Origin of the sequence: Neisseria sp. HMSC070A01 (assembly GCF_001810165.1) — a bacterium.
In the GTDB taxonomy this organism is placed as follows: Bacteria; Pseudomonadota; Gammaproteobacteria; order Burkholderiales; family Neisseriaceae; genus Neisseria.
Genome location: NZ_KV800119.1, coordinates 367,804 through 388,854, shown reverse-complemented (window position 1 = coordinate 388,854; position 21,051 = coordinate 367,804). Strand labels below are relative to the sequence as shown.

The following is a 21,051-nucleotide window of genomic DNA, read 5'->3' as shown; positions in this document are numbered from 1 at the left end:
GTTCAACAATACTCACATACGACAAAACAATCACGGAGTTATCTCATGGCAAAAAAATATTTCGGTACTGACGGTGTGCGCGGCGAAGTCGGTCAGTTTCCTATCAATCCTGATTTTGTCTTGAAATTGGGTTATGCGGCAGGTCAGGTTTTGGTGCAGCACGAAGGCGAAATCAAACCGACTGTCTTGATCGGTAAAGACACGCGTATTTCAGGCTATATGCTGGAAGCCGCGCTGATTGCCGGTTTTACCGCCGCCGGTGTTAATGTTATTCAAACCGGCCCTCTGCCGACTCCGGGCGTGGCGTATTTGACCCGTGCTTTGCGTTTGTCTGCCGGTGTGATGATTTCTGCTTCCCACAACGTTTATTCCGACAACGGCATTAAATTCTTTGCCGAAGGCGGTGTGAAGCTGAGCGATGAAATCGAGTTGGAAATCGAAGCCAAAATCGATGAGGAAATGAAAACCCAGCCCTCCAGCCGTCTTGGCCGTGCGCGCCGGATTAATGGTGCGGATGACCGCTATATCGAGTTCTGTAAATCCACTTTCCCAAGCCATTTGGACTTGCGCGGTCTGAAATTGGTGGTCGATACCGCCAATGGTGCGGGCTATGCGGTTGCGCCTAAAGTATTCCATGAATTGGGTGCGCAAGTGGTCAGTATCGGTAATGAGCCGAACGGCTACAACATCAATGAAAAATGCGGTGCGACCCATCCGAAAGCTTTGCAAGCCGCTGTGTTGCAAAATGAAGCTGATTACGGCATTGCCTTGGATGGCGACGGCGACCGTTTGATGATGGTTGACCGCAATGGCAAAGTGTATGACGGCGACAGCTTGATTTATGTGATTGCCAAAGCACGCGCGCACGAAGGCGTGGAAATCGGCGGCGTTGTGGGTACGGTAATGACCAATATGGCGATGGAAGTTGCTTTGAAAGAGCAGGGCGTTGATTTCTGCCGCGCCAAAGTGGGCGACCGCTATGTGTTGGAACAGCTCCATCAACGCGGTTGGCTGATTGGCGGCGAAGCCAGCGGTCATATTTTGTGCATGGACAAACACAATACCGGCGACGGCATCATTTCCGCGCTGCAAGTTTTGGCTGCATTGCAAACCTTGAATCAAGACCTTGCCACCGTTTGCGCCGATTGGCAGCCGTATCCGCAAACCATGATTAACGTCCGCATCAAAAAAGGCCAAAACTGGCAGGATGCTTCCAAAGAGGCTTTGGCCGAAGTGGAAAAAGAACTCGAAGGCAAAGGCCGCGTGGTCTTGCGCGCATCCGGTACCGAGCCTGTCGTGCGTGTGATGGTGGAAGCCAAACAGGCGGACTGGGCGAAAAAAGGCGCAGAAAAAATTGCCGCTGCCATTCAAGGTCAAAAGTAACAGTGTGTTTGATTTTGAATTGAACTAAATAAAAGGCCGTCTGTTGTTCAGACGGCCTTTGTGTTTCATTAGAAGCTTAGTTGCTCAAGACATCAACGCCTTTAGGAGGGGTGAATTTGAACATACCGCTGGAAAGGTTAGGCTTAGTGTTCAAACCGCTGAAGCTGATGCTGGTTTGGTTGCCAAAGCTGTCTTTCAGCTGCATGGCGGCAAGGTTGTCGCCTTTGAAGCCGATGCGGATGTATTGGTAGCCGGCGTTGTTTTTCTTAGGCGTAGCCAAAACGTAGTCGATGCCGTTGGCAGAGCCGTCTTCTTTCAGCGTGTAGCTGCTGTCCAATGCGGTTTTGTTGGAGAGAATGGCGGCAGGGCTGTCGCCGATGGTTTGGTCTTGTGAGGACTTGGTTACTTGCGCCAAATCTACGTCATAGAGCCAAATGGTTTTGCCGTCGCCAACGATGGTTTGTTTGTAGGGTTTGGTGTATTCCCATTTGAACAAACCCGGGCGCAGGATTTTGAATGTGCCGTATGTGGTTTGGGTTTTCTTTTTGCTGTGAACGGTTTGGCTGAAGTTGCCGCTGATACCGTCGGCGTCATTATTGAATTTTTTCAGGGCGTCCACTGCGCCGGCTTGTGCAAAGCCGATGGCTGAAGAAAGCAGCGCGGCAGCGGTCAGGGTGAACAGTTGGTTGGTTTTCATGTTTTGGTTCCTTGTTCGGAGAGATGGGTTCAGTATAGACGTTATGGTGTAACAGGCAAGGGGCTGAAGGGCGGGTTTAATTTGTGTAAATATGAAAAATCCAAGCAAGTATCTGAAATAATTTTATTTCTTCAGACGGCCTGTATTTGGTTTTGACGTTTTTTTAATGAAACGCATAAGGGCTTGGTGTGGTATTTAATGTCATTTTACGGAAAGCGTGAAATTATAGTCTTTCTGTTTGCTTTTTAAAACGGTTATAATATTTATCTTTTGAAAACAATGGTTTTGTATGTATCTGAATCCTTATCCTTTATTGGAGCAGGCTTTGCTGTCGGACAATCCGGATGAAAAAGGAAAATTGACGCAGGCCTTGTTTGCGCAGTTGGGCGAGGCGGAAGGCTTGACGGCTGAAGCGTCGAAACCCGTGGATTGCCGTTTTGCAGGCCATCCGTTGCGTCCGCGGTTGGTTGCGCCTTCGGAGGTTACGCCGCGCAAGATGAATACGGTCGAAGGCTATGCGGCGATGTTGCATGCGATTGCGCACATTGAATTTAACGCGATTAATCTGGCTTTGGATGCGGCGTATCGTTTCCACAATATGCCGTTTCAGTTTGTACGCGATTGGGTAAGGGTGGCGAAAGAAGAAGTGTTTCACTTCGGCTTGATGCGTGGCCGTCTGAACAGCTTGGGCTACGATTACGGCGATTTTGAAGCGCACGGGCATTTGTGGGACATGGCGTATAAAACCGCTTACGATCCTTTGCTACGCATGGCTTTGGTGCCGCGGGTGTTGGAAGCGCGCGGTTTGGATGTTACGCCGGGTATTCGTGCAAAAGTGGCGCAGCGCGGCGATATGGAAACCTGCGATGTGCTGGATATTATTTACCGCGATGAAGTGGGGCATGTCGCTATCGGCAATCATTGGTATCAGCATCTTTGCCGTGAGCGCGGTTTGGAACCGGTCGCCCTGTTCCGCAGCCTGATTGCGCGTTACGATATGTTTATCTTCCGCGGTTACGTCAATATCGAAGCGAGGGAACGTGCTGGATTCAGCCGTTTCGAGCTGGATATGTTGGAAGATTTTGAGAAAAGTTTGAAACAGGATAAAAAGGCCGTCTGAAACGGTAAAACCATCATGGCACATCATCACGATCATTCGCACGCGCATACGCATACCGCCAACAAGCAGGTATTGCGCATTTCATTTTTCGTCATTGCCGGATTTATGCTGGTTGAGGCGGTCGGCGGCTGGCTGACCAATTCTTTGGCCCTGCTTTCCGATGCGGGGCATATGTTCAGCGATGCGTTTTCGTTGGGCATGGCATTGTGGGCATTCAAACTTGGCGAGAAACAGACCACGCTGCAAAAGACATTCGGTTACAAGCGTTTTGAAATTTTGACGGCAATGTTTAACGGATTGTCGCTGGTGTTGATTGCGGCGATGATTTTTTATGAAGCAGTCAAACGATTGTTTTATCCGCCGGAAATTTTGACGGGCGGCATGTTGGTGGTCAGTATTATCGGGTTGCTGGTCAACATCGGCGTCGCCGTTTATATGTTGAAAAATAGTGATACCGAAGAAAACGTTAATATGCGCGGCGCGTATCTGCATGTAATCAGCGATTTGTTCGGCTCGATAGGGGCGATTGTCGCAGCAGTGCTGATAATGGCGTATGGCTGGCAATGGGCGGATACAGTTGCCAGCGTATTGGTGGCGGCTTTGGTAGGGCGCAGCGGCTGGACGCTGTTTAAACAGACTTTGCACATTTTGATGGAAGGCGCGCCGGAAAACATCCATACCAATGAGTTGCTCAGCGTGATCCGCAATACGGAAGGCGTAAAATCCGTTCACGACTTGCATGTTTGGACGATTACCAGCAATATCCACGTTTTATCCTGCCATATTGTCGTAGATGGCAGCATGACGGTTGCCGAATCCGAACAAATCGCCTACCGCATCGAACATGAATTGGCGCATCACAACATCGGGCATTGTACGATTCAGATTGAAAGCGAACGGCACCCGCATAAAGATGAAGTCTTGTGTTCACAGGAAATGCATGAACATCATCACCATTAACCATATTCAGGCCGTCTGAAACTTGTTGGATTGTTCAGACGGCCTTCTAAAATCATCAAAGGAACACTTATGACCCAAGCCGTATTATTCGACCTTGACGGCACGCTTGCCGATACCGCACTTGATTTGGGTGGCGCGCTCAACACGGTATTGCGCCGACACGGTTTGCCTGAAAAAAGCATGGATGAAATCCGTCCGCAGGCCAGCCACGGTGCGAGCGGTTTGCTCAAACTCGGTGCAGGCATTACGCCCGAGCATCCGGACTATATGCAATGGCGCAAAGAGTTTTTGGACGAATACAGCCGCTGCTATGCCGACCAAACCATCTTGTTCGACGGCGTAAACGAAATGCTGGAAGCCTTAGTTCGACGCGGTATCCAATGGGGCATTATCACCAACAAGCCTATGCGCTTTACCGATGTCCTCGTGCCTAAGCTCGGGTTTACCGTGCATCCTGCCGTCATTGTCAGCGGCGATACATGCGATGAACCCAAGCCCAGCGTGAAGCCCATGTTTTATGCGTGCGAACAGATGGGTGTCGAAGCGCAGCGATGTTTTTATGTCGGCGATGCCGAGCGCGATATGCAGGCAGGCAAGAATGCCGGGATGACAACCGTGCTTGCCGATTGGGGCTATATTTCTGCCGAAGACCAAACCGAAAACTGGCTTGCCGATTTCCGTATTGCCACGCCTTTGGATTTGTTGGCAATCTTGCGTTAAAACCCTGTAATAATCCGTTTTCAGACGGCCTGAAACGGCGTAAAATTACATGAATCTGTATTTTTTCAACCGTTTTACTACTTGTAAAGAGAAAAATCATGTTTTTCAAGCATATCGAAGCAGCTCCTGCTGATCCGATTTTAGGTTTGGGTGAAGCGTTTAAAGCCGAAACCCGTCCCGAAAAAGTCAATCTCGGCATCGGCGTGTACAAAGACGCATCCGGCGCAACGCCTATTGTCAAAGCCGTCAAAGAGGCTGAAAAACGCCTGTTGGAAAGTGAAACAACCAAAAACTACCTGACCATCGACGGTGTTGCCGACTACAACGAACAAACCCAAATTCTGCTGTTTGGCAAAGACCACGAAATCATTGCAAGCCGTCGCGCCAAAACAGCGCAAAGCCTTGGCGGTACAGGCGCATTGCGTATTGCGGCCGAGTTTGCCAAACGTCAGTTGAACGCGCAAACCATCTGGATTTCCAATCCGACTTGGCCAAACCACAATGCAATCGCCAAAGCGGTCGGTATCCAAGACAAACCTTATCGCTACTATGATGCCGCCAAACACGGTTTGGATTGGGACGGCATGATTGAAGACTTGAGCCAAGCGCAAAAAGGCGACATCGTCCTGCTGCACGGCTGCTGCCACAATCCTACCGGTATCGACCCTACGCCCGAACAATGGGAAACTTTGGCTAAACTTTCTGCTGAAAAAGGCTGGTTGCCGCTGTTTGACTTTGCCTACCAAGGCTTCGGCAACGGCTTGGAAGAAGATGCCTACGGCTTGCGTGTATTCTTGAAATACAATAAAGAATTGCTGATTGCCAGTTCTTATTCCAAAAACTTCGGTATGTACAATGAGCGTGTCGGCGCGTTCACTTTGGTGGCCGAAGATGAAGAAACTGCAGCCCGCGCCCACAGCCAAGTCAAAACCATCATCCGTACCTTGTATTCCAACCCGGCTTCACACGGTGCGAACACCATTGCGCTGGTGTTGAAAAATGATGATTTGAAAGCACAATGGATTGCTGAACTCGATGAAATGCGCGGCCGCATCAAAGCCATGCGTCAAAAATTTGTCGAATTGCTTAAAGCAAAAGGCGCAAGCCAAGACTTTGATTTCATTATCGAACAAAACGGCATGTTCTCTTTCAGCGGCTTGACTCCTGAACAAGTTGACCGTTTGAAAAACGAGTTTGCCATTTATGCCGTCCGCTCCGGCCGCATCAACGTTGCCGGCATTACTGATGACAATATCGATTATTTGTGCGAGAGCATTGTAAAAGTGTTGTAATTGTCGAATTAAAGGCAAAGGCCGTCTGAATCGTTCAGACGGCCTTTATTTTTGACTTGTCAGCTTATCCGGCAACTGCGTTCATCCCCCAATAAATCATAGCATAGCGCAGCAGTTTGCCTGCAATCAGAATAATGGCGCAATGCAGGGCATTGAGCCTGAGCCAGCCTGCGGCAAGGGGGAGGGCATCGCCGATAATCGGCAACCATGCGAACAACAGCGGCCAAATTCCCCAATGATTAAGCCTTTCCAACATTTTTTCAGACGGCCTTTTTTTATTTGGAAACATCCTGCCCATGTAATACGAAACCATACTGCCCAAGCCATTCGCCAATCCGGCACACAAACATGCGCCGAGGGCATGTTGCGGATATTGGTACACAAATGCGGCGTATGCCGCCTCGGATGTACCCGGAAGTAGTGTGGCAGAAGTAAAGGCAGAGGCAATCAGGCCAAGGTAAGCGTAAAGAAGAGGCATATTTTGAGTTATATCAAGGAGTATTGTAAAAAAGAAATAACAGGCTTAATAAGAGGATTATGCCTTTATTTTTTAATCTATCAAAAGATAAATCCAATATTATTGAATTTTTTAAAATTAAACGGTTGAAGGATAATGTAGTCGGCTGTTAGAAAATAGTTTTCAAAGTGACGGATTATCAGTATGATACGGGCGGCTGTTAATGGGTGTTAAGTTTAATGAACTGATTTAAGCTCATTTCCCCAGCGAATCTTAACAAAACGAAAGGCAAATCATGTCTGCGCATTCACAACAAAATCATACTCCTGCGCTGGTTGTCCTAACCACACTCTTTTTCATGATGGGTTTCATTACCTGCATGAACGATATTTTGATTCCGCATTTGAAAGATATTTTCGACCTGACTTATGTTCAGGCGATGCTGATTCAATTCTGTTTCTTTACCGCTTACGCGATTATGTCGATTCCTATGGGTTATTTGGTCGGCAAAATCGGCTATAAAAACGGCGTGATCGGCGGTTTCTTATTGACTGCCATCGGCTGTCTGTTGTTCTATCCTGCCGCCGGCAGCCATTCTTATCCTACTTTCTTGGGTGCGCTGTTTATTTTGGCTTCAGGTGTAACACTGTTGCAAGTAGCGGGTAACCCTTATGTGACTTTGCTGTCCAAACCGGGTAAAGAATCTGCAACACTGACTTTGGTTCAGGCATTTAACTCTTTGGGTACGACCATTGCTCCGCAAATCGGCGCATTCATGATTTTGGCTGATGCAACACAAACTGTCAGCAAAGCCGAGCAAATTTCTTCTGTTCAAATTCCGTATTTAGGGTTGGCCGGTTTACTGATTATTTTGGCTGTGTTTGTCAAAATGATTCGTTTGCCTGATGCGCGTAAAATTGCCGAAGAAGAGAGCGAACATAACCATGATGGCAAACACAGTGTTTGGCAATACCGTCATTTGGTTTTTGGTGCGGCCGGTATTTTCTGTTATGTCGGTGCGGAAGTATCCATCGGTTCTTTATTGGTCAGCGTGTTGGGCTATCTGAAAGGTTTGGACCACGCATCTGCCGCAAAATATCTGTCGTTCTACTGGGGCGGTGCAATGGTCGGCCGTTTCTTAGGCTCTGCCATCATGGCGAAAATTGCGCCTAACCGCTATTTGGCATTCAATGCTACCGCTGCTGTTGCCCTGTTGGGCGTTGCTATGTTGGCAGGTAAAGCCAGTGCAGATGTTGCGATGTGGGCATTGTTGGCCATCGGCTTCTTCAACTCCATCATGTTCCCAACGATTTTCTCTTTGGCAACCAAAGGTCTTGGCCGATTTACCAGCAGCGCTTCCGGCGTATTGTGTACTGCGATTGTCGGCGGTGCGGTTGTGCCTGTGGTACAAGGTTGGGCAGCGGATACTTACGGCTTGATGATTTCTTTCGTTGTATCAGCGATTTGTTACGTATACATTGTCTTCTTTGCTATAAAAGGCTACAAAGCTGACGAATAATTCATCATGATAAAAGGCCGTCTGAAACCCTATGGGATTTCAGACGGCCTTTTGACTTTGTGGCATAATGATTTAAATGACAGGAGGAAAAAATGGCCAAAATCATTTTGCTGCATGGCTTGCATATGCATTCGTGGGTCATGAAGCCGCTGGCGTATTTGCTGGAACAAGAAGGTTTTGAAGTTGCATTGTTCGATTATTGCAGTGTGTTGCACTCGATGAATCGGCATGTTGAGGACTTGGCCCGATGGATTGATGAGAACCATGCTGATGAAACGCTGCACTTTGTCGGCCACAGTTTGGGCGGCTTGGTTTTACGCAATTTTGCGGCGGCGTATCCGGATAAAGTCAGCGGCCGTATCGTTACCATGGGTACGCCGCACCAAGGCAGCCGTGCCGCGCAACGCGTGCTCAATTTGGGTTTGCAAAAGCCGGTATTGGGCGGCTCTTACAAAGGGGCGTTGGACGGCAGTATGCCTGAATTGCCCGTAAGTGTTGAGTTGGGCAGTATCGCCGGCAACAAACCGTATGGGCTGGGCCGTGTTTTAGGTTTGCACGGCGAACATGATGGTACGGTCTTGGTCAGTGAAACACATTGTCCGAATATGCGCGATCATGTCGTTTTGCCGGTCAGCCATAGCGGTATGCTGTTCAACCGCAAAACTGCCGGACAGGTGGTGGCATTTTTGCATGATGGATATTTTAAAAAGCAATAAAACACCATTTATTCTGATTAAAAAATATTTTATTCTAAATAATTTGTTTATTTTAAAGAAAATGGCAAGGATTTGTGAGCGTTGTTTTCTTAAAATAATCAGCAGGCCGTCTGAAACTGGTTTTTCAGACGGCCTGTTATGCTAAAATCTGTTAAATACTTATTAAAAAGGCAAAGAACAATGTTTGCTTTCAAATCCTTACTCAATATGCCGCGTTTCGAGGCCATTGCGGTGGCCTTGGCTTTGGTGGCGGCAATGGGTTATACGATTATTTCGCTTGAATGGCTGCCGCATATGTCGATTGTGACGGCGATTGTGGTCTTGCTTTTGTACGGTTTGATGCGCGGCTTGAAATATCAAGACATGCAAAACGGTATGATCGGTGCGGTCGGGCAGGGCATGGGCGCGATTTATCTGTTTTTCTTTATCGGCCTGATGGTCAGCGCACTGATGATGAGCGGTGCGATTCCGACGCTGATGTATTACGGTTTCGGATTGATTTCGCCGACTTATTTTTATTTTTCGGCGTTTGCGCTTTGCTCGGTCATCGGTATTTCCATCGGCAGTAGTTTGACGACTTGTGCGACTGTCGGCGTGGCATTTATGGGGATGGCGGCTGCGTTTCATGCCGATATGGCGATGACGGCAGGTGCGATTGTGTCGGGTGCGTTCTTCGGCGATAAAATGTCGCCGCTTTCCGATACGACCGGTATTTCTGCTTCGATTGTCGGCATTGATTTGTTCGAGCACATCAAAAACATGATGTACACCACTGTGCCTGCGTGGTTGATCAGTGCGGCCTTGATGTTGTGGCTTTTACCCAATGTGGCCGCGCATGACATGAACAGCGTCGAGGCTTTCCGCGCACAATTGGAAGCAACCGGTTTGGTGCATGCTTATTCATTGATTCCGTTTGCTTTATTGGTTATCCTTGCCCTGATGCGCGTCAATGCCATTGTGGCCATGTTGTTTACCGTTGTGGTGGCGCTGATTGTGACTTACTTCCACAGTACGCCTGATTTGAAACAGCTGGGCGCGTGGTTTTACAGCGGATACAAACTCGAAGGCGAAGCATTCAAAGACATTGCCCGCTTGATTTCGCGCGGCGGCTTGGAAAGCATGTTCTTTACGCAAACCATCGTGATACTCGGCATGAGCTTGGGCGGCCTGTTGTTCAGTATTGGTGTGATTCCGTCTTTGTTGGAAGCCATTCGTGCGTTCCTGACCAATGCCGGACGTGCTACTTTCAGCGTGGCCATGACATCGGTCGGTGTCAACTTCCTGATTGGCGAGCAATATTTGAGTATTCTGCTTTCCGGCGAAACCTTTAAGCCGGTTTATGACAAACTCGGCCTGCATTCGCGCAACCTTGCCCGTACGCTGGAAGATGCGGGTACGGTTATCAACCCGTTGGTGCCTTGGAGCGTCTGCGGCGTATTCATCAGCCATGCTTTGGGCGTGCCTGTTTGGGAATACCTGCCTTACGCCTTCTTCTGCTACTTGAGCTTGGCTCTGACGCTGGTGTTTGGCTGGACAGGGCTGACTTTGAGTAAAAAATAAACAGTAGGCTGTTTGATCATCAGGCCGTCTGAATGCGTTTCAGACGGCCTGCTTTGTTTAAAACAGCCCCATCGGATATAATTGCCGCGCCATATAAAAACAATTCCAACCATGAACAAACAAATCCGCCAAGAAATTTTCGAGCGTTTCCGCGCTGCCAATCCTCATCCGACTACCGAGTTGAATTTCAGCTCGCCGTTTGAGCTGCTCATCGCTGTTTTATTGTCTGCTCAGGCGACTGATGTCGGCGTGAACAAAGCGACTGCCAAACTCTTTCCCGTTGCCAATACGCCGCAAGCCATGTTGGATTTGGGGCTGGATGGCGTGATGGAATACACCAAAACCATAGGCCTCTACAAAACCAAATCCAAACACATCATGCAGACTTGCCGTATTTTGCTGGAAAAATACAATGGCGAAGTGCCTGCCGACCGCGAGGCTTTGGAATCTTTGCCCGGTGTCGGCCGAAAAACTGCCAACGTGGTATTGAATACTGCATTCGGGCAACCTGTTATGGCAGTCGATACCCACATTTTCCGTGTGGCCAACCGCACCAAAATCGCGCCGGGCAAGGATGTGCGTGAAGTTGAAGACAAGCTGATGCGCTTTATTCCCAAAGAATTTTTGATGGATGCCCATCATTGGTTGATTTTGCACGGTCGCTATACATGTAAGGCTTTGAAACCGCAATGCAGCAAATGTTTGATTAATGATTTGTGCGAATATCCGGCAAAACTGTAAATAAAAACAGATAAAAAAGGCCGTCTGAATTTCAGACGGCCTTTGATTTGGCTGTGATTAGTCGGCAACTGCCATCAGGCTGGCGTTACCACCGGCAGCGGTAGTATTGATACTGCAAGAGATTTCTTCAAATACTTGCAGAATGTCCAGACCTTGTTCGGAAGTCAGGATGCGGATGAGCGCACCGTCGCGGCCGGCCAACTCTTGTTTGCGCTCGCTGCTCAAAGGTTCGATAGCGGCAACATGGCTGATGCCTGCGTTTTCAGGTTTGCTGTTGACTTGCAACAAACCGTCCAAATCGGCTGAGTAGGAAGCCAACGGGCTGTTAGGCTCAACAACGGTTTGGATGCCTGCGGCTGCCAGCTCGGTCAGGGCAGAGAAGGCTTGCAGCAGATTGCCGCCATGTACCCAAACGCGTTTTGGAGAGCGCCAGCTCAATGAGTTGCGTTCGCCGGTCGGGCCGACCAATACGGTTTCGGCTTTGCGCAGGGTACGGACGCGGGCGTGACCCAAAGCTGCGGCTGCGGCTTTTTTCTCTTCTGCGTTAAACGGCAGTTTGTGAACCAGGGTTTCCAAACGTTTGAGCGCGTCTTCGTCTGCTTGGCCGATGCGGCTGAGGGTTGGGGCAACCCATTCAGGAGTACGGACCAGGCGTTGCAGATAGAATGAACCGCCTGCTTTTGGACCGGTACCGGACAAGCCGTGACCGCCGAAAGGTTGTACGCCGACAACGGCACCGACGATGTTGCGGTTAACATAGATGTTACCGGCTTCGATGCGGTCGCGGATGTGGTCGACAGTACCTTCGATACGGCTGTGTACACCGCTGGTCAAAGCATAGCCTTTGGCGTTGATTTGGTCGATGAGTTGATCCAATTCGCTGGCGCGGTAGCGGACAACGTGCAATACAGGGCCGAATACTTCGCGTTGCAACTCGTTCAAGTTGTTCAATTCAAACAGGATTGGACGAACAAAAGTAGAGTTGTTGCTATCAACGTCGGCAGCAGTTTTGACTTCGTGGTAAGCCTTCGCTACGCCTTTCATTCGGTTGATGTGGGCCAACAGGTTTTGTTGGGCTTCAGCATCGATGACAGGGCCGATGTCTGTGGTCAGTTGGGTCGGTTTGCCGACAACCAATTCGTCCATTGCACCTTTGATGATGTTGACCATTTTATCGGCAACATCTTCTTGAACGCACAAGATACGCAGAGCGGAACAACGTTGGCCTGCGCTGTCGAAGGCAGAGTTCAATACATCAAGGCAGACTTGTTCCGGCAGGGCGGTAGAGTCTACGATCATCGCGTTTTGACCACCGGTCTCGGCAATCAGGACAGGGCTGTCGTCGCGTTTGGACAGCGCTTTGTTGATCAGGCGCGCTACTTCGGTAGAACCGGTGAAGATCACGCCGCCGATGCGGGCATCGCCGGTCAGGGCGGAGCCGACATCGCCTGCGCCGAGTACGAGTTGCAGCGCAGAAGTCGGAATACCGGCTTGATGCATCAGGGAAACGGCGTAAGTAGCAATCAGGCTGGTTTGTTCGGCAGGTTTGGCGATAACGGTATTACCGGCTGCCAATGCAGAAACCACTTCGCCGGTAAAGATGGCCAATGGGAAGTTCCATGGGCTGATGGCAACGATTGCGCCGACGGCTTTGGCATCTTTAGGCAGGGTGTTCTCAGCTTCGTTGGCATAGTAGCGGCAGAAGTCAACGGCTTCGCGTACTTCGGCAACGGCGTTGTTCAGGGTTTTACCGGCTTCGCGGACGGCCAGCATCATCAATGCAGGCGTGTGTTGTTCCAACAAATCGGCAAAACGGCGCAGGCAGTCGGCGCGTTCTGACGCAGGTTTGGCGCTCCACTCCGGCAGGGCGGCAACGGCTGCGCCAATAGCTTCTTGAGCCAAGGCTGCATCGGCAAAGCTGACAGTGCCGACAACATCGTTGTGGTCTGCAGGGTTGCGGACGGGTTGCGCTTCGCCCACGTTACGCGCTTCGCCATTGACGATAGACGCGGCGTGGAAGTCTTCGGAAGAAGCTTGGTTGAGTTTTTCTTGCAGGTTTTGCAATACGTTTTCGTTGCTGAAATCGACGCCTTGGGAGTTCAGACGGCCTTTGCCATACAAATCGCGCGGCAGAGGCAAGGCCGGATGCAGGTGGATGCCTTGTTCGGCGATGGTGTCGAACGGGCTCTTAATCAGGCGGTCGATGCTGATGTTTTCGTCAACAATTTGGTTCACGAAAGAAGAGTTCGCACCGTTTTCCAGCAGACGGCGTACCAAGTAGGCAAGCAGGGTTTCGTGTGTGCCGACCGGGGCATACACGCGTACGCGGCGGCCTAAGTTTTGCGGGCCGACCACTTGGTCATACAGGGTTTCGCCCATGCCGTGCAGACATTGGTGTTCGAAGTCTTTGCCTTTACCCATTTGGTAGATTGCGCCCAAAGTGTAGGCGTTGTGGGTGGCAAATTGTGGGAACACGGCATCTTGCGCATCCAAGAGTTTGCGTGCACAGGCAAGGTAGGAGATGTCGGTGTGGACTTTACGGGTGTAAGTCGGATAGCCTTCCATGCCGTCTACTTGAGCCCATTTTACTTCGCTGTCCCAGTATGCGCCTTTAACCAAACGGATCATCAGTTTTTGGTTGTTGCGGCGGGCCAGGTCGATCAGGTAGTCGATAACGAACGGACAACGTTTTTGGTAGGCTTGAACAACGAAACCGATACCTTTGTAGCCGGCCAAGTCAGGATCGGAAACCAAAGCTTCCATCAAGTCCAAAGACAATTCGAGACGGTTGGCCTCTTCGGCATCGATGTTGATACCGATATCGTATTTTTTACCCAAAAGGAACAATTCTTTCAGGCGCGGCAGCAGTTCGCTCATCACGCGTTCGTGTTGGGCGCGTGAGTAGCGTGGGTGGATGGCGGAAAGTTTGACGGAAATACCGTTGCCTTCGTAAACGCCTTGGCCTGCGGCATCTTTACCGATGGCATGAATGGCTTGAACGTAGTCGTTGTAGTAGCGGTTGGCATCTTCTTCGGTGTAGGCGGCTTCACCCAACATATCGAAGGAGAAGCGGTAACCCATTTTCTCGCGCTCTTTACCGTTTTGCAGCGCTTCTTCAATGGTTTGACCGGTGACGAACTGTTTGCCCAGCAGGCGCATAGCGTAGTTAACGCCTTGACGGATCAGAGGCGCGCCGCCTTTGCTGATCAGACGGCTCAATGCGGAACTCATCTGTTTGTCGTTTGTCGCGGTCAGTTTGCCGGTAATCAGCAGACCCCATGCGGCCGCGTTAACGAAGAGGGAAGGGCTGTTGTTCAAGTGGCTTTTCCAGTTGCCTTCAGAGATTTTGTCGGCAATCAGGCGGTCACGGGTGGCATTGTCCGGAATACGCAGCAGGGCTTCGGCCAGACACATCAGTGCAACACCTTCTTCACTGGAGAGGGAAAACTCATGCATCAAGGCATCTACACCGCTGGCTTTGGTACGGCTGGCACGGACTTGGGTAACCAAACGACGGGCAAGCTCGGAAGCGGCGTTGCGCTCTTCGTCGGTCATCTGTGCACGTTGCAACATATCCTGTACGGCTTCGATTTCATCGCGGCGGTAGGCATCGGTTATCGCTTGGCGCAGAGGAGTTTGTGTTGGAAAAGCAAAGTTAAACATTATTTAAGTTCTCCAGAGGTTTTTTCATGATTTCAGACGGCCTGGATAGGATTGCTAAAACAGGTATTCTGAAGGATAGTAATATCGTAATAAATTTATGATGCGGATACAAGATGCATCCGCATAAATTGCTGTTTTTTCTGATAAGTATCAGATTATTTTGAAACAGTTTATGTCGTAAAAACGGCCTGCACGGAATCATGCAGGCCGTCTGAAAACACCTTATTTAGAGGCGCGGTATTCTGCGTCTGCTTTTTCAAAGCGTTCTTGCAATTCACGTGAAGGTTTTTTGTCGATCAGGGACACCAAAACAATCACGAGTGTGCAAATGATAAAGCCGGGGACGATTTCATAGACGGTAGAGAAGCCTGTTTCTTGTGCAGCCAGAGCAGGTTTTTTGATCCATTCGGCCCAAACCACTACAGTCAGCGCACCTGCAATCATGCCGGAGAGTGCACCGTAGGCAGTAATGCGTTTCCACAGTACAGACAGGATAACAACCGGACCGAATGCGGCACCAAAACCTGCCCATGCGTAAGCCACCAAGCCCAATACTTTGCTGTTAGGATCAGAAGCAATCAGGATGGAAATCACGGCAATCGCCAAAACCATCAGACGGCCAATCCATACCAACTCGGCTTGTTGTGCTTTTTTACGCAGGAAGCCTTTGTAGAAGTCTTCGGTAATCGCGCTGGAGCAAACCAACAATTGGCAAGACAGGGTGGACATTACGGCGGCGAGAATCGCGCTCAAGATGATACCGGCAACCCAAGGGTTGAAGAGCAGGGTGGCCAAAGCGATGAAGATGCGTTCGTGGTTGCCGTTCATTTCATCAACGTGGGCAGGGTTGGCACCGAAGTAAGCGATACCGAAGTAGCCGACAGCCACGGCACCGGCCATACACAGAATCATCCAAGTCATACCGATGCGGCGTGCAGAAACCAAGGATTTGGCACTTTCGGCAGCCATGAAGCGGGCCAAAATGTGCGGTTGGCCGAAATAGCCCAAGCCCCAAGCCGCGGTGGAGATAATGCCGATGACGGTCGTTCCGGCAAACAGGCTGCCGTATTCTTTACCGGTAGAAGCGGCAACTTGTTGCATAGCGGCATTCATTTGATCTGCACCGCCCAAGCCCAAGTACACCATTACAGGGGTCAGGATCAATGCAAAAATCATCAAAGAAGCCTGCAGGGTATCGGTCCAGCTTACGGCCAAGAAACCACCCAAGAAGGTATAGGCGATGGTTGCGCCGGCACCCAGCCACATGGCTTGATTGTAAGACATACCGTGGAACAGGCTTTGGAACAGGGTAGCACCGGCCACGATGCCTGAAGCACAGTAAATAGTGAAGAAGAACAAGATAATCAGTGCGGAAACCACTTTCATCAAGTGACCGCCGGCACCGAAGCGGTGGAAGAAGTAGTCAGGCAGCGTCAGTGCGTTGTTGGCGTATTCGGTATGCACGCGCAGGCGGCCTGCAACCAAAAGCCAGTTGAAGTATGCGCCTACAATCAGACCAATGGCAATCCAAGCTTCATTCAAACCGCTCAGGTAAATGGCACCGGGCAAACCCATCAAGAGCCAACCTGACATATCGGAAGCACCGGCAGACATCGCGGTCACGAACGGGCCCAAGCTGCGGCCGCCGAGGATGTAGTCGTCGAAGTTGCGGGTTGAAAAATAGGCGGCAAGGCCGATCAGTAGTACGGCGACCAAATAGATCGCGAAAGTGATATACATGGGATTCATGTACTTATTCCTCATCTAACTTTTAAAAGGGGTTTGAAATTGCAAGCAATTCATACCCAAACTTTTTTCTAATAAAAATACAGCTTAAAAATCCTGTTTTTTGCGAGAGAGACAGGATAAATTATTTTCAAATACAATAAGATACGAAATCTTAATGCATTAAATTGTAAATAATTTAAACCAGCATACCGTAAAAAGTCGCTTTTGCAAAGCGAAGAACCCTGCCTTTATTCAAAATTGATGCCGTCTTTTGGCTAAGTCATTTAAAAACATAAAAATATATAAATTTTTACCGATGATGACGAAGGAAAGTGTGTGAAACTATCTTTCCTGATGTTTTTTGGGGATTAAAGAGAAAAAGTAATTAAACGACTTGGACTTTCAGACGGCCTTGTGCAGAAACCCCGTATCTGTGTCGGGCAGATACGGGGGTTTTTAGAGAAAAAGACTATATTAAATAGAAAAATCGTCTTTTAATAAGTGTTTGTAAGCAAAGAGATAAGAGGCCGCGACAAAGGATGATCCGCCCAGGACGTTGCCTAAGAAAACAGGAATCATGTTGTAGAAAAATTGACCCCAGCTGACGTTTGCGCCCGCCCAAATGCCGGCCGGAATGATGAACATATTAGCAACAAAGTGTTGAAAGCCGATTAATACGAAGATCATAACCGGGAACCACATGGCCAAGATTCGTCCTGAAGTATGGCGTGCGCCGAAGTAAAACCAGATGCCCATACACACCATCCAGTTACATGCGATGGCGGAGACGAATGCGCGGCCGAAGTCCATATTGACTTTGGCTTCGGCAATGGCAATGGTTTTCGCTGCGGCCGGCCCTTCGGCAAGGCCGACGTAGTGGCCAAGGAAATAGGCCATAGCTACGGCGCCTGCCAGATTGCCCAAGCTGACAATCAGCCAGTTGCGCACCAGTTTGTGGGTGCTGACGCGGCCGGTCAGCTTACCCAAGGCCATAATCATCATATTGCCTGTTGCCAACTCGCCGCCGCCGATTAAGATACAAATCAGTGCGATAGGGAACACGGATGCGCCCAACAGGGCGGCCAGACCGTTCCATTCGGCAGGAATGCCGCTGATGACGCGCAGGCAGGCAAGATAGCCGAAGCCGACATAACCGCCGCCTAAGAAACTCAAAATCACCAACATCTTGATGCTGAATTCAGATTTGGCGCAACTCTTGCCGATGGCGTCCTGCAAAATTTCATGAGGGAACAGGTCTCGTGTATCCATGAAGTTTCCTTAAGGTTAATATAAGAATAAAAATATCTTTCTTTATCATGCGGATGGCGAGTTTGCCTGAGAATATGGCGGACAGGAAATAACGGCTGATTGTAAGGATAGAAGCGTAGGTTATATATTGGCAGCCGATGTGTGAAAGGCCGTCTGAAAGCAATACTTTCAGACGGCCTTTAGATGGGGGAATGGGAATTATAAGCGCGTTACGCTTAAAACGCCTTTGATGTCGCCCAGACTGGCCAATACACGCGGCAGGTCGTTGACTTGGCGGACTTCAAGGGTAAAGCGCATGCTGGCTTCCAAATCGCGTGATTGGGTTTGCACCGCGGTAACGTTGAGTTTGTGCCGCGCCAGCGCATCCGAAACGTCGCGCAGCAAACCGGAGCGGTCTTGGGCGCGGATTTCGACATCGACGGCAAATACTTGTCCTTCCTGCAAGGCTGCCCAGCTTGCGTTCAACACTTTTTCCGGAGCCTGTTCGGCAAGGTGGCGGAAAGAAGGGCAGGTGCAGCGGTGGACGGAAATGCCGCGGTCGCGGGTAACAAAGCCCACAATATCATCGGGTGGCGCGGGTTTGCAGCATTTGGCAAGCGTGGTCATCAGGCCGTCTTCGCCGTCAATCAGAATGCCGTTTTTGCCGCCTTTTTTGATTTTAGACTGTTTGACGATATTGGTCTCGTCAACCGGTACCGGAGCCGGTTCGATCAAAGCACCGCAGGCCTTACTGATGGCGCGGTTGGAAATTTCGCCCTGACCGATGGCCGTATAGAGTTCGTCAGTTTTTTTGAAGCCGAGTTTTTCCGCCAATGCTTGCAGATTGGGTTTGGGGAAGATTTTTGACAACTGTTTGTCCAGTTGGGCCCGGCCTGTTTCGCGCACGGTATCCGCATTTTGCTGGCGGATGAAGGCACGGATTTTGCTGATGGCGCGGTTGGATTTGACCCAGCCTTCGTAGAGCCAGTTGACGGAAGGATTGCCTTCTTTTGCAGTAATGATTTCAACGCGTTGTCCGTTTTCCAAAGGCGTGGACAGCGGTACGATTTGTCCTTCAACTTTTGCACCGCGGCAACGGTCGCCCACGCTGCTGTGCAGGGCGTAGGCAAAGTCGATGGGGGTCGCGCCCGTAGGCAGGGAGAGGACTTTGCCGTGCGGGGTCAAAACATAAATCGTGTCGTTGAAAAGTTCGGTTTTGAAGGCGGCGGCGAGGTCTTCCTTGCCGCTTTCGGCCATGTTTTCGCGCCAGTCCAAGAGTTGGCGCAACCAGGCGATTTTCTGTTCGTAGGCGGAATCGCCCTTGCCGCCTTCTTTATAACGCCAGTGGGCGGCGACACCGAATTCGTTGAATTGGTGCATGTCGAAGGTGCGGATTTGGACTTCCACACCTTTGTCTTCCGGGCCGACGATAACGGTGTGCAAACTTTTGTAGCCGTTGCCTTTCGGGTTGGCGATGTAGTCGTCGAACTCGCCCGGAATCGGCTGCCAGAGACTGTGGACGATACCCAGCGTGGTGTAACACTCGGGAACGGTATCGACCAAAATCCGTACGGCGCGGATGTCGAACAGGCCGTCAAAAGTGAGCTTTTTCTTCACCATTTTTTTATAAATGGAGTAGATATGCTTCGGTCTTCCGGCAACTTCAAAATGAATATTGTATTTTTTCAGTTCCGTACGCAGGATATTGAGGAAATTCTCGATATATTCGAGGCGCTCGGTGCGCTTTTCGTCCAAAAGCAGGGCGATTTCGCGGTATTTTTCCGGCTCTTGATGGCGGAAGCCCAAATCTTCGAGCTGCCATTTGAGTTGCCACACGCCCAAGCGGTTGGCGAGCGGGGCAAAAATGTCGAGGGTTTCTTTGGCAACGGCGCGTTTTTCAGGATTGTCGGGAACGTTGCTTAAGAATTGGAGGGTGCGCGTGCGCATCGCCAGTTTGATCAGGACGACGCGGATGTCGGTAACCATCGCCAACAGCATTTTACGCATGGTTTCGGCTTGTTGGGCGCGCTCTTCCGGCGTGGCAAGGCTGTCCACGCGTGCGAATTGGGTCAGTTTTTGTACTTCGTCTACGCCTTTGACCAGCTCGCAAACGGTGCTGTTGCAGCGTTCGGCAACCAATTCTTGCCAAGTGGGAACGTATTTGCCGATGTCGGACAAAATCGTAGCGGCTACGGCATCGGGCAAGAGGTCTAGTTCGCTGACGATTTGCATCGAGCCGAGAAAATGTTCCATTAAAGGCTCGCCGTAAGTCGTTAGGGCATCGGCGGGATAATGTTCTTTAGCCAGGTCAAAGGCCGTCTGAATCAGGTTTTTATCGGGATCAGGCAGCGCGGCAACATAGCCGTCGAACCATGCGAGGAGGCCTTCCAGCGTTACGCTCGATGTTTGGGGCGTTTGGCGAATAGTGGTCATGGCGTGCGTTTTTTTCTTTTTGATAAAAACGTTGCTATTGTAACAGTTTATTGCGGGCAGCCCTAGATTTGTATGCGAATGCTGCACTATGTTTCAGGAAGCCTTGTTTCAGACGGCCTTGGGTGTTATGGTTAACCGTTTTGAAATTTTAAGGAGCATTGCCATGAAACTGTATATTTACGACCATTGCCCATTTTGCGTCCGTGCGCGGATGATTTTTGGCTTGCGCGATGTGGCGGTGGAAGAGGTTGTTTTGGCGAACGATGACGAAGCTACGCCGATTGGCATGATTGGCTCAAAACAAGTGCCGATTTTGCAAAAAGAAGACGGTTCGTTTATGGGCGAGAGTTTGGATATTGTCCGCTATATCGATCAAGGCCGTCTGAAAGAAGAGGTTCGTCCTGAGGTTCAGGCTTGGTTGGACAAAGTGGGCGAATACAATAACAAATTGGTACAGCCGCGCATGGTCAAAATCGGCCTGCCCGAATTTGAGACCGATGAAGCGAAACAATACTATATTGACAAAAAAGAGAAAAATATCGGCAATTTCGAGACTAATCTGAACAAAACGGCGCAGTATCTGGAGCGTTTGCATCAAGACTTGGCCGAACTGAAAACGCTGGTGTGCGAAGGCGAGGGTTTGGGCGGTGAAATCAGTTTGGAAGATATCCTGACTTTCCCTATTTTGCGCAATCTGACCGTTGTGCGCGGTATTCAATGGCCGCAAAAATTGATGGATTATTTGCTGGCGATGAGCGAGCGATCCGGCGTGGCTCTGTATTTTGACCGTGCGTTGTGATGAATGTTTGAAACA

General features: G+C 49.9%; 16 protein-coding genes. 10 read left to right on the top strand and 6 right to left on the bottom strand.

The window, feature by feature from the left end; genetic code table 11:
- Positions 1 to 45 precede the first annotated feature (45 nt).
- A complete protein-coding gene (glmM, locus tag HMPREF2711_RS03015) occupies positions 46 to 1,383 on the top strand; it encodes a phosphoglucosamine mutase (protein ID WP_003747557.1) in 1,338 nt (445 codons plus the stop codon).
- Between the two features lie 76 nt (positions 1,384 to 1,459).
- On the opposite strand, the gene lolA is transcribed toward glmM, so the two are convergent.
- Positions 1,460 to 2,080 carry an outer membrane lipoprotein periplasmic chaperone LolA gene (lolA, locus tag HMPREF2711_RS03010; RefSeq protein ID WP_003747555.1) on the bottom strand — a complete coding sequence of 207 codons (621 nt, stop codon included), beginning with the start codon at positions 2,078 to 2,080 and terminating at the stop codon, positions 1,460 to 1,462.
- A gap of 289 nt (positions 2,081 to 2,369) precedes the next feature.
- Between lolA and HMPREF2711_RS03005 the strand changes: the two genes are divergently transcribed.
- The 4 genes from HMPREF2711_RS03005 to HMPREF2711_RS02990 all read left to right on the top strand — a co-directional run bounded on the left by HMPREF2711_RS03005 (position 2,370) and on the right by HMPREF2711_RS02990 (position 6,172).
- Positions 2,370 to 3,200 (top strand): ferritin-like domain-containing protein, encoded by an 831-nt coding sequence (locus HMPREF2711_RS03005; protein ID WP_003747554.1) that lies wholly within the window; start codon positions 2,370 to 2,372, stop codon positions 3,198 to 3,200.
- Positions 3,201 to 3,215: 15 nt separating this feature from the next.
- Positions 3,216 to 4,160 carry a cation diffusion facilitator family transporter gene (locus HMPREF2711_RS03000; RefSeq protein WP_003747552.1) on the top strand — a complete coding sequence of 315 codons (945 nt, stop codon included), beginning with the start codon at positions 3,216 to 3,218 and terminating at the stop codon, positions 4,158 to 4,160.
- Between the two features lie 69 nt (positions 4,161 to 4,229).
- Complete coding sequence (locus HMPREF2711_RS02995) at positions 4,230 to 4,880, top strand: HAD family hydrolase (RefSeq protein ID WP_003747550.1); 651 nt, start codon at positions 4,230 to 4,232, stop codon at positions 4,878 to 4,880.
- Positions 4,881 to 4,978: 98 nt separating this feature from the next.
- Positions 4,979 to 6,172, top strand: coding sequence for an amino acid aminotransferase (locus HMPREF2711_RS02990; protein WP_003747548.1), 1,194 nt, complete (start codon positions 4,979 to 4,981; stop codon positions 6,170 to 6,172).
- 64 nt (positions 6,173 to 6,236) lie between these two features.
- Here HMPREF2711_RS02990 and HMPREF2711_RS02985 read toward each other — a convergent pair whose 3' ends face one another.
- Positions 6,237 to 6,650 carry a YqaA family protein gene (locus HMPREF2711_RS02985; protein WP_003747545.1) on the bottom strand — a complete coding sequence of 138 codons (414 nt, stop codon included), beginning with the start codon at positions 6,648 to 6,650 and terminating at the stop codon, positions 6,237 to 6,239.
- A gap of 274 nt (positions 6,651 to 6,924) precedes the next feature.
- On the opposite strand from HMPREF2711_RS02985, the gene HMPREF2711_RS02980 reads away from it, so the two are divergent.
- The 4 genes from HMPREF2711_RS02980 to nth all read left to right on the top strand — a co-directional run bounded on the left by HMPREF2711_RS02980 (position 6,925) and on the right by nth (position 11,165).
- Positions 6,925 to 8,148: a sugar MFS transporter gene (locus tag HMPREF2711_RS02980; protein WP_070615442.1), complete on the top strand. Its 1,224-nt coding sequence runs from the start codon at positions 6,925 to 6,927 to the stop codon at positions 8,146 to 8,148.
- Between the two features lie 92 nt (positions 8,149 to 8,240).
- The gene (locus HMPREF2711_RS02975; protein ID WP_070615439.1) at positions 8,241 to 8,864 is read left to right on the top strand and encodes an alpha/beta fold hydrolase; all 624 of its coding nucleotides are present in this window, start codon (positions 8,241 to 8,243) and stop codon (positions 8,862 to 8,864) included.
- Positions 8,865 to 9,044: 180 nt separating this feature from the next.
- The gene (nhaC, locus tag HMPREF2711_RS02970) at positions 9,045 to 10,424 is read left to right on the top strand and encodes a Na+/H+ antiporter NhaC (protein WP_003747540.1); all 1,380 of its coding nucleotides are present in this window, start codon (positions 9,045 to 9,047) and stop codon (positions 10,422 to 10,424) included.
- Positions 10,425 to 10,535: 111 nt separating this feature from the next.
- Positions 10,536 to 11,165 (top strand): endonuclease III, encoded by a 630-nt coding sequence (nth, locus tag HMPREF2711_RS02965; protein ID WP_003747538.1) that lies wholly within the window; start codon positions 10,536 to 10,538, stop codon positions 11,163 to 11,165.
- Positions 11,166 to 11,222: 57 nt separating this feature from the next.
- Here the strand turns inward: nth and putA are convergent, their stop codons facing one another.
- The 4 genes from putA to HMPREF2711_RS02945 form a co-directional block, all read right to left on the bottom strand.
- Positions 11,223 to 14,828, bottom strand: coding sequence for a bifunctional proline dehydrogenase/L-glutamate gamma-semialdehyde dehydrogenase PutA (gene putA, locus HMPREF2711_RS02960; RefSeq protein ID WP_070615436.1), 3,606 nt, complete (start codon positions 14,826 to 14,828; stop codon positions 11,223 to 11,225).
- Positions 14,829 to 15,050: 222 nt separating this feature from the next.
- Positions 15,051 to 16,577, bottom strand: coding sequence for a sodium/proline symporter PutP (gene putP / locus HMPREF2711_RS02955; protein WP_003747535.1), 1,527 nt, complete (start codon positions 16,575 to 16,577; stop codon positions 15,051 to 15,053).
- A 453-nt stretch (positions 16,578 to 17,030) separates the two neighbouring features.
- Positions 17,031 to 17,825: a formate/nitrite transporter family protein gene (locus HMPREF2711_RS02950; RefSeq protein WP_003747533.1), complete on the bottom strand. Its 795-nt coding sequence runs from the start codon at positions 17,823 to 17,825 to the stop codon at positions 17,031 to 17,033.
- 198 nt (positions 17,826 to 18,023) lie between these two features.
- Positions 18,024 to 20,237, bottom strand: coding sequence for a RelA/SpoT family protein (locus HMPREF2711_RS02945; protein ID WP_003747529.1), 2,214 nt, complete (start codon positions 20,235 to 20,237; stop codon positions 18,024 to 18,026).
- Positions 20,238 to 20,325: 88 nt separating this feature from the next.
- Between HMPREF2711_RS02945 and grxB the strand changes: the two genes are divergently transcribed.
- Positions 20,326 to 21,036: a GrxB family glutaredoxin gene (gene grxB, locus HMPREF2711_RS02940; RefSeq protein WP_003747527.1), complete on the top strand. Its 711-nt coding sequence runs from the start codon at positions 20,326 to 20,328 to the stop codon at positions 21,034 to 21,036.
- Positions 21,037 to 21,051 lie beyond the last annotated feature (15 nt).

What these genes read in the sequence shown, in the direction of transcription:
- glmM (WP_003747557.1), top strand. Translation starts at nt 46, where the DNA reads ATGGCAAAAAAATATTTCGGTACTGACGGTGTGCGCGGCGAAGTCGGT.
- lolA (WP_003747555.1), bottom strand. Translation starts at nt 2,080, where the DNA reads ATGAAAACCAACCAACTGTTCACCCTGACCGCTGCCGCGCTGCTTTCT.
- HMPREF2711_RS03005 (WP_003747554.1), top strand. Translation starts at nt 2,370, where the DNA reads ATGTATCTGAATCCTTATCCTTTATTGGAGCAGGCTTTGCTGTCGGAC.
- HMPREF2711_RS03000 (WP_003747552.1), top strand. Translation starts at nt 3,216, where the DNA reads ATGGCACATCATCACGATCATTCGCACGCGCATACGCATACCGCCAAC.
- HMPREF2711_RS02995 (WP_003747550.1), top strand. Translation starts at nt 4,230, where the DNA reads ATGACCCAAGCCGTATTATTCGACCTTGACGGCACGCTTGCCGATACC.
- HMPREF2711_RS02990 (WP_003747548.1), top strand. Translation starts at nt 4,979, where the DNA reads ATGTTTTTCAAGCATATCGAAGCAGCTCCTGCTGATCCGATTTTAGGT.
- HMPREF2711_RS02985 (WP_003747545.1), bottom strand. Translation starts at nt 6,650, where the DNA reads ATGCCTCTTCTTTACGCTTACCTTGGCCTGATTGCCTCTGCCTTTACT.
- HMPREF2711_RS02980 (WP_070615442.1), top strand. Translation starts at nt 6,925, where the DNA reads ATGTCTGCGCATTCACAACAAAATCATACTCCTGCGCTGGTTGTCCTA.
- HMPREF2711_RS02975 (WP_070615439.1), top strand. Translation starts at nt 8,241, where the DNA reads ATGGCCAAAATCATTTTGCTGCATGGCTTGCATATGCATTCGTGGGTC.
- nhaC (WP_003747540.1), top strand. Translation starts at nt 9,045, where the DNA reads ATGTTTGCTTTCAAATCCTTACTCAATATGCCGCGTTTCGAGGCCATT.
- nth (WP_003747538.1), top strand. Translation starts at nt 10,536, where the DNA reads ATGAACAAACAAATCCGCCAAGAAATTTTCGAGCGTTTCCGCGCTGCC.
- putA (WP_070615436.1), bottom strand. Translation starts at nt 14,828, where the DNA reads ATGTTTAACTTTGCTTTTCCAACACAAACTCCTCTGCGCCAAGCGATA.
- putP (WP_003747535.1), bottom strand. Translation starts at nt 16,577, where the DNA reads ATGAATCCCATGTATATCACTTTCGCGATCTATTTGGTCGCCGTACTA.
- HMPREF2711_RS02950 (WP_003747533.1), bottom strand. Translation starts at nt 17,825, where the DNA reads ATGGATACACGAGACCTGTTCCCTCATGAAATTTTGCAGGACGCCATC.
- HMPREF2711_RS02945 (WP_003747529.1), bottom strand. Translation starts at nt 20,237, where the DNA reads ATGACCACTATTCGCCAAACGCCCCAAACATCGAGCGTAACGCTGGAA.
- grxB (WP_003747527.1), top strand. Translation starts at nt 20,326, where the DNA reads ATGTTTCAGGAAGCCTTGTTTCAGACGGCCTTGGGTGTTATGGTTAAC.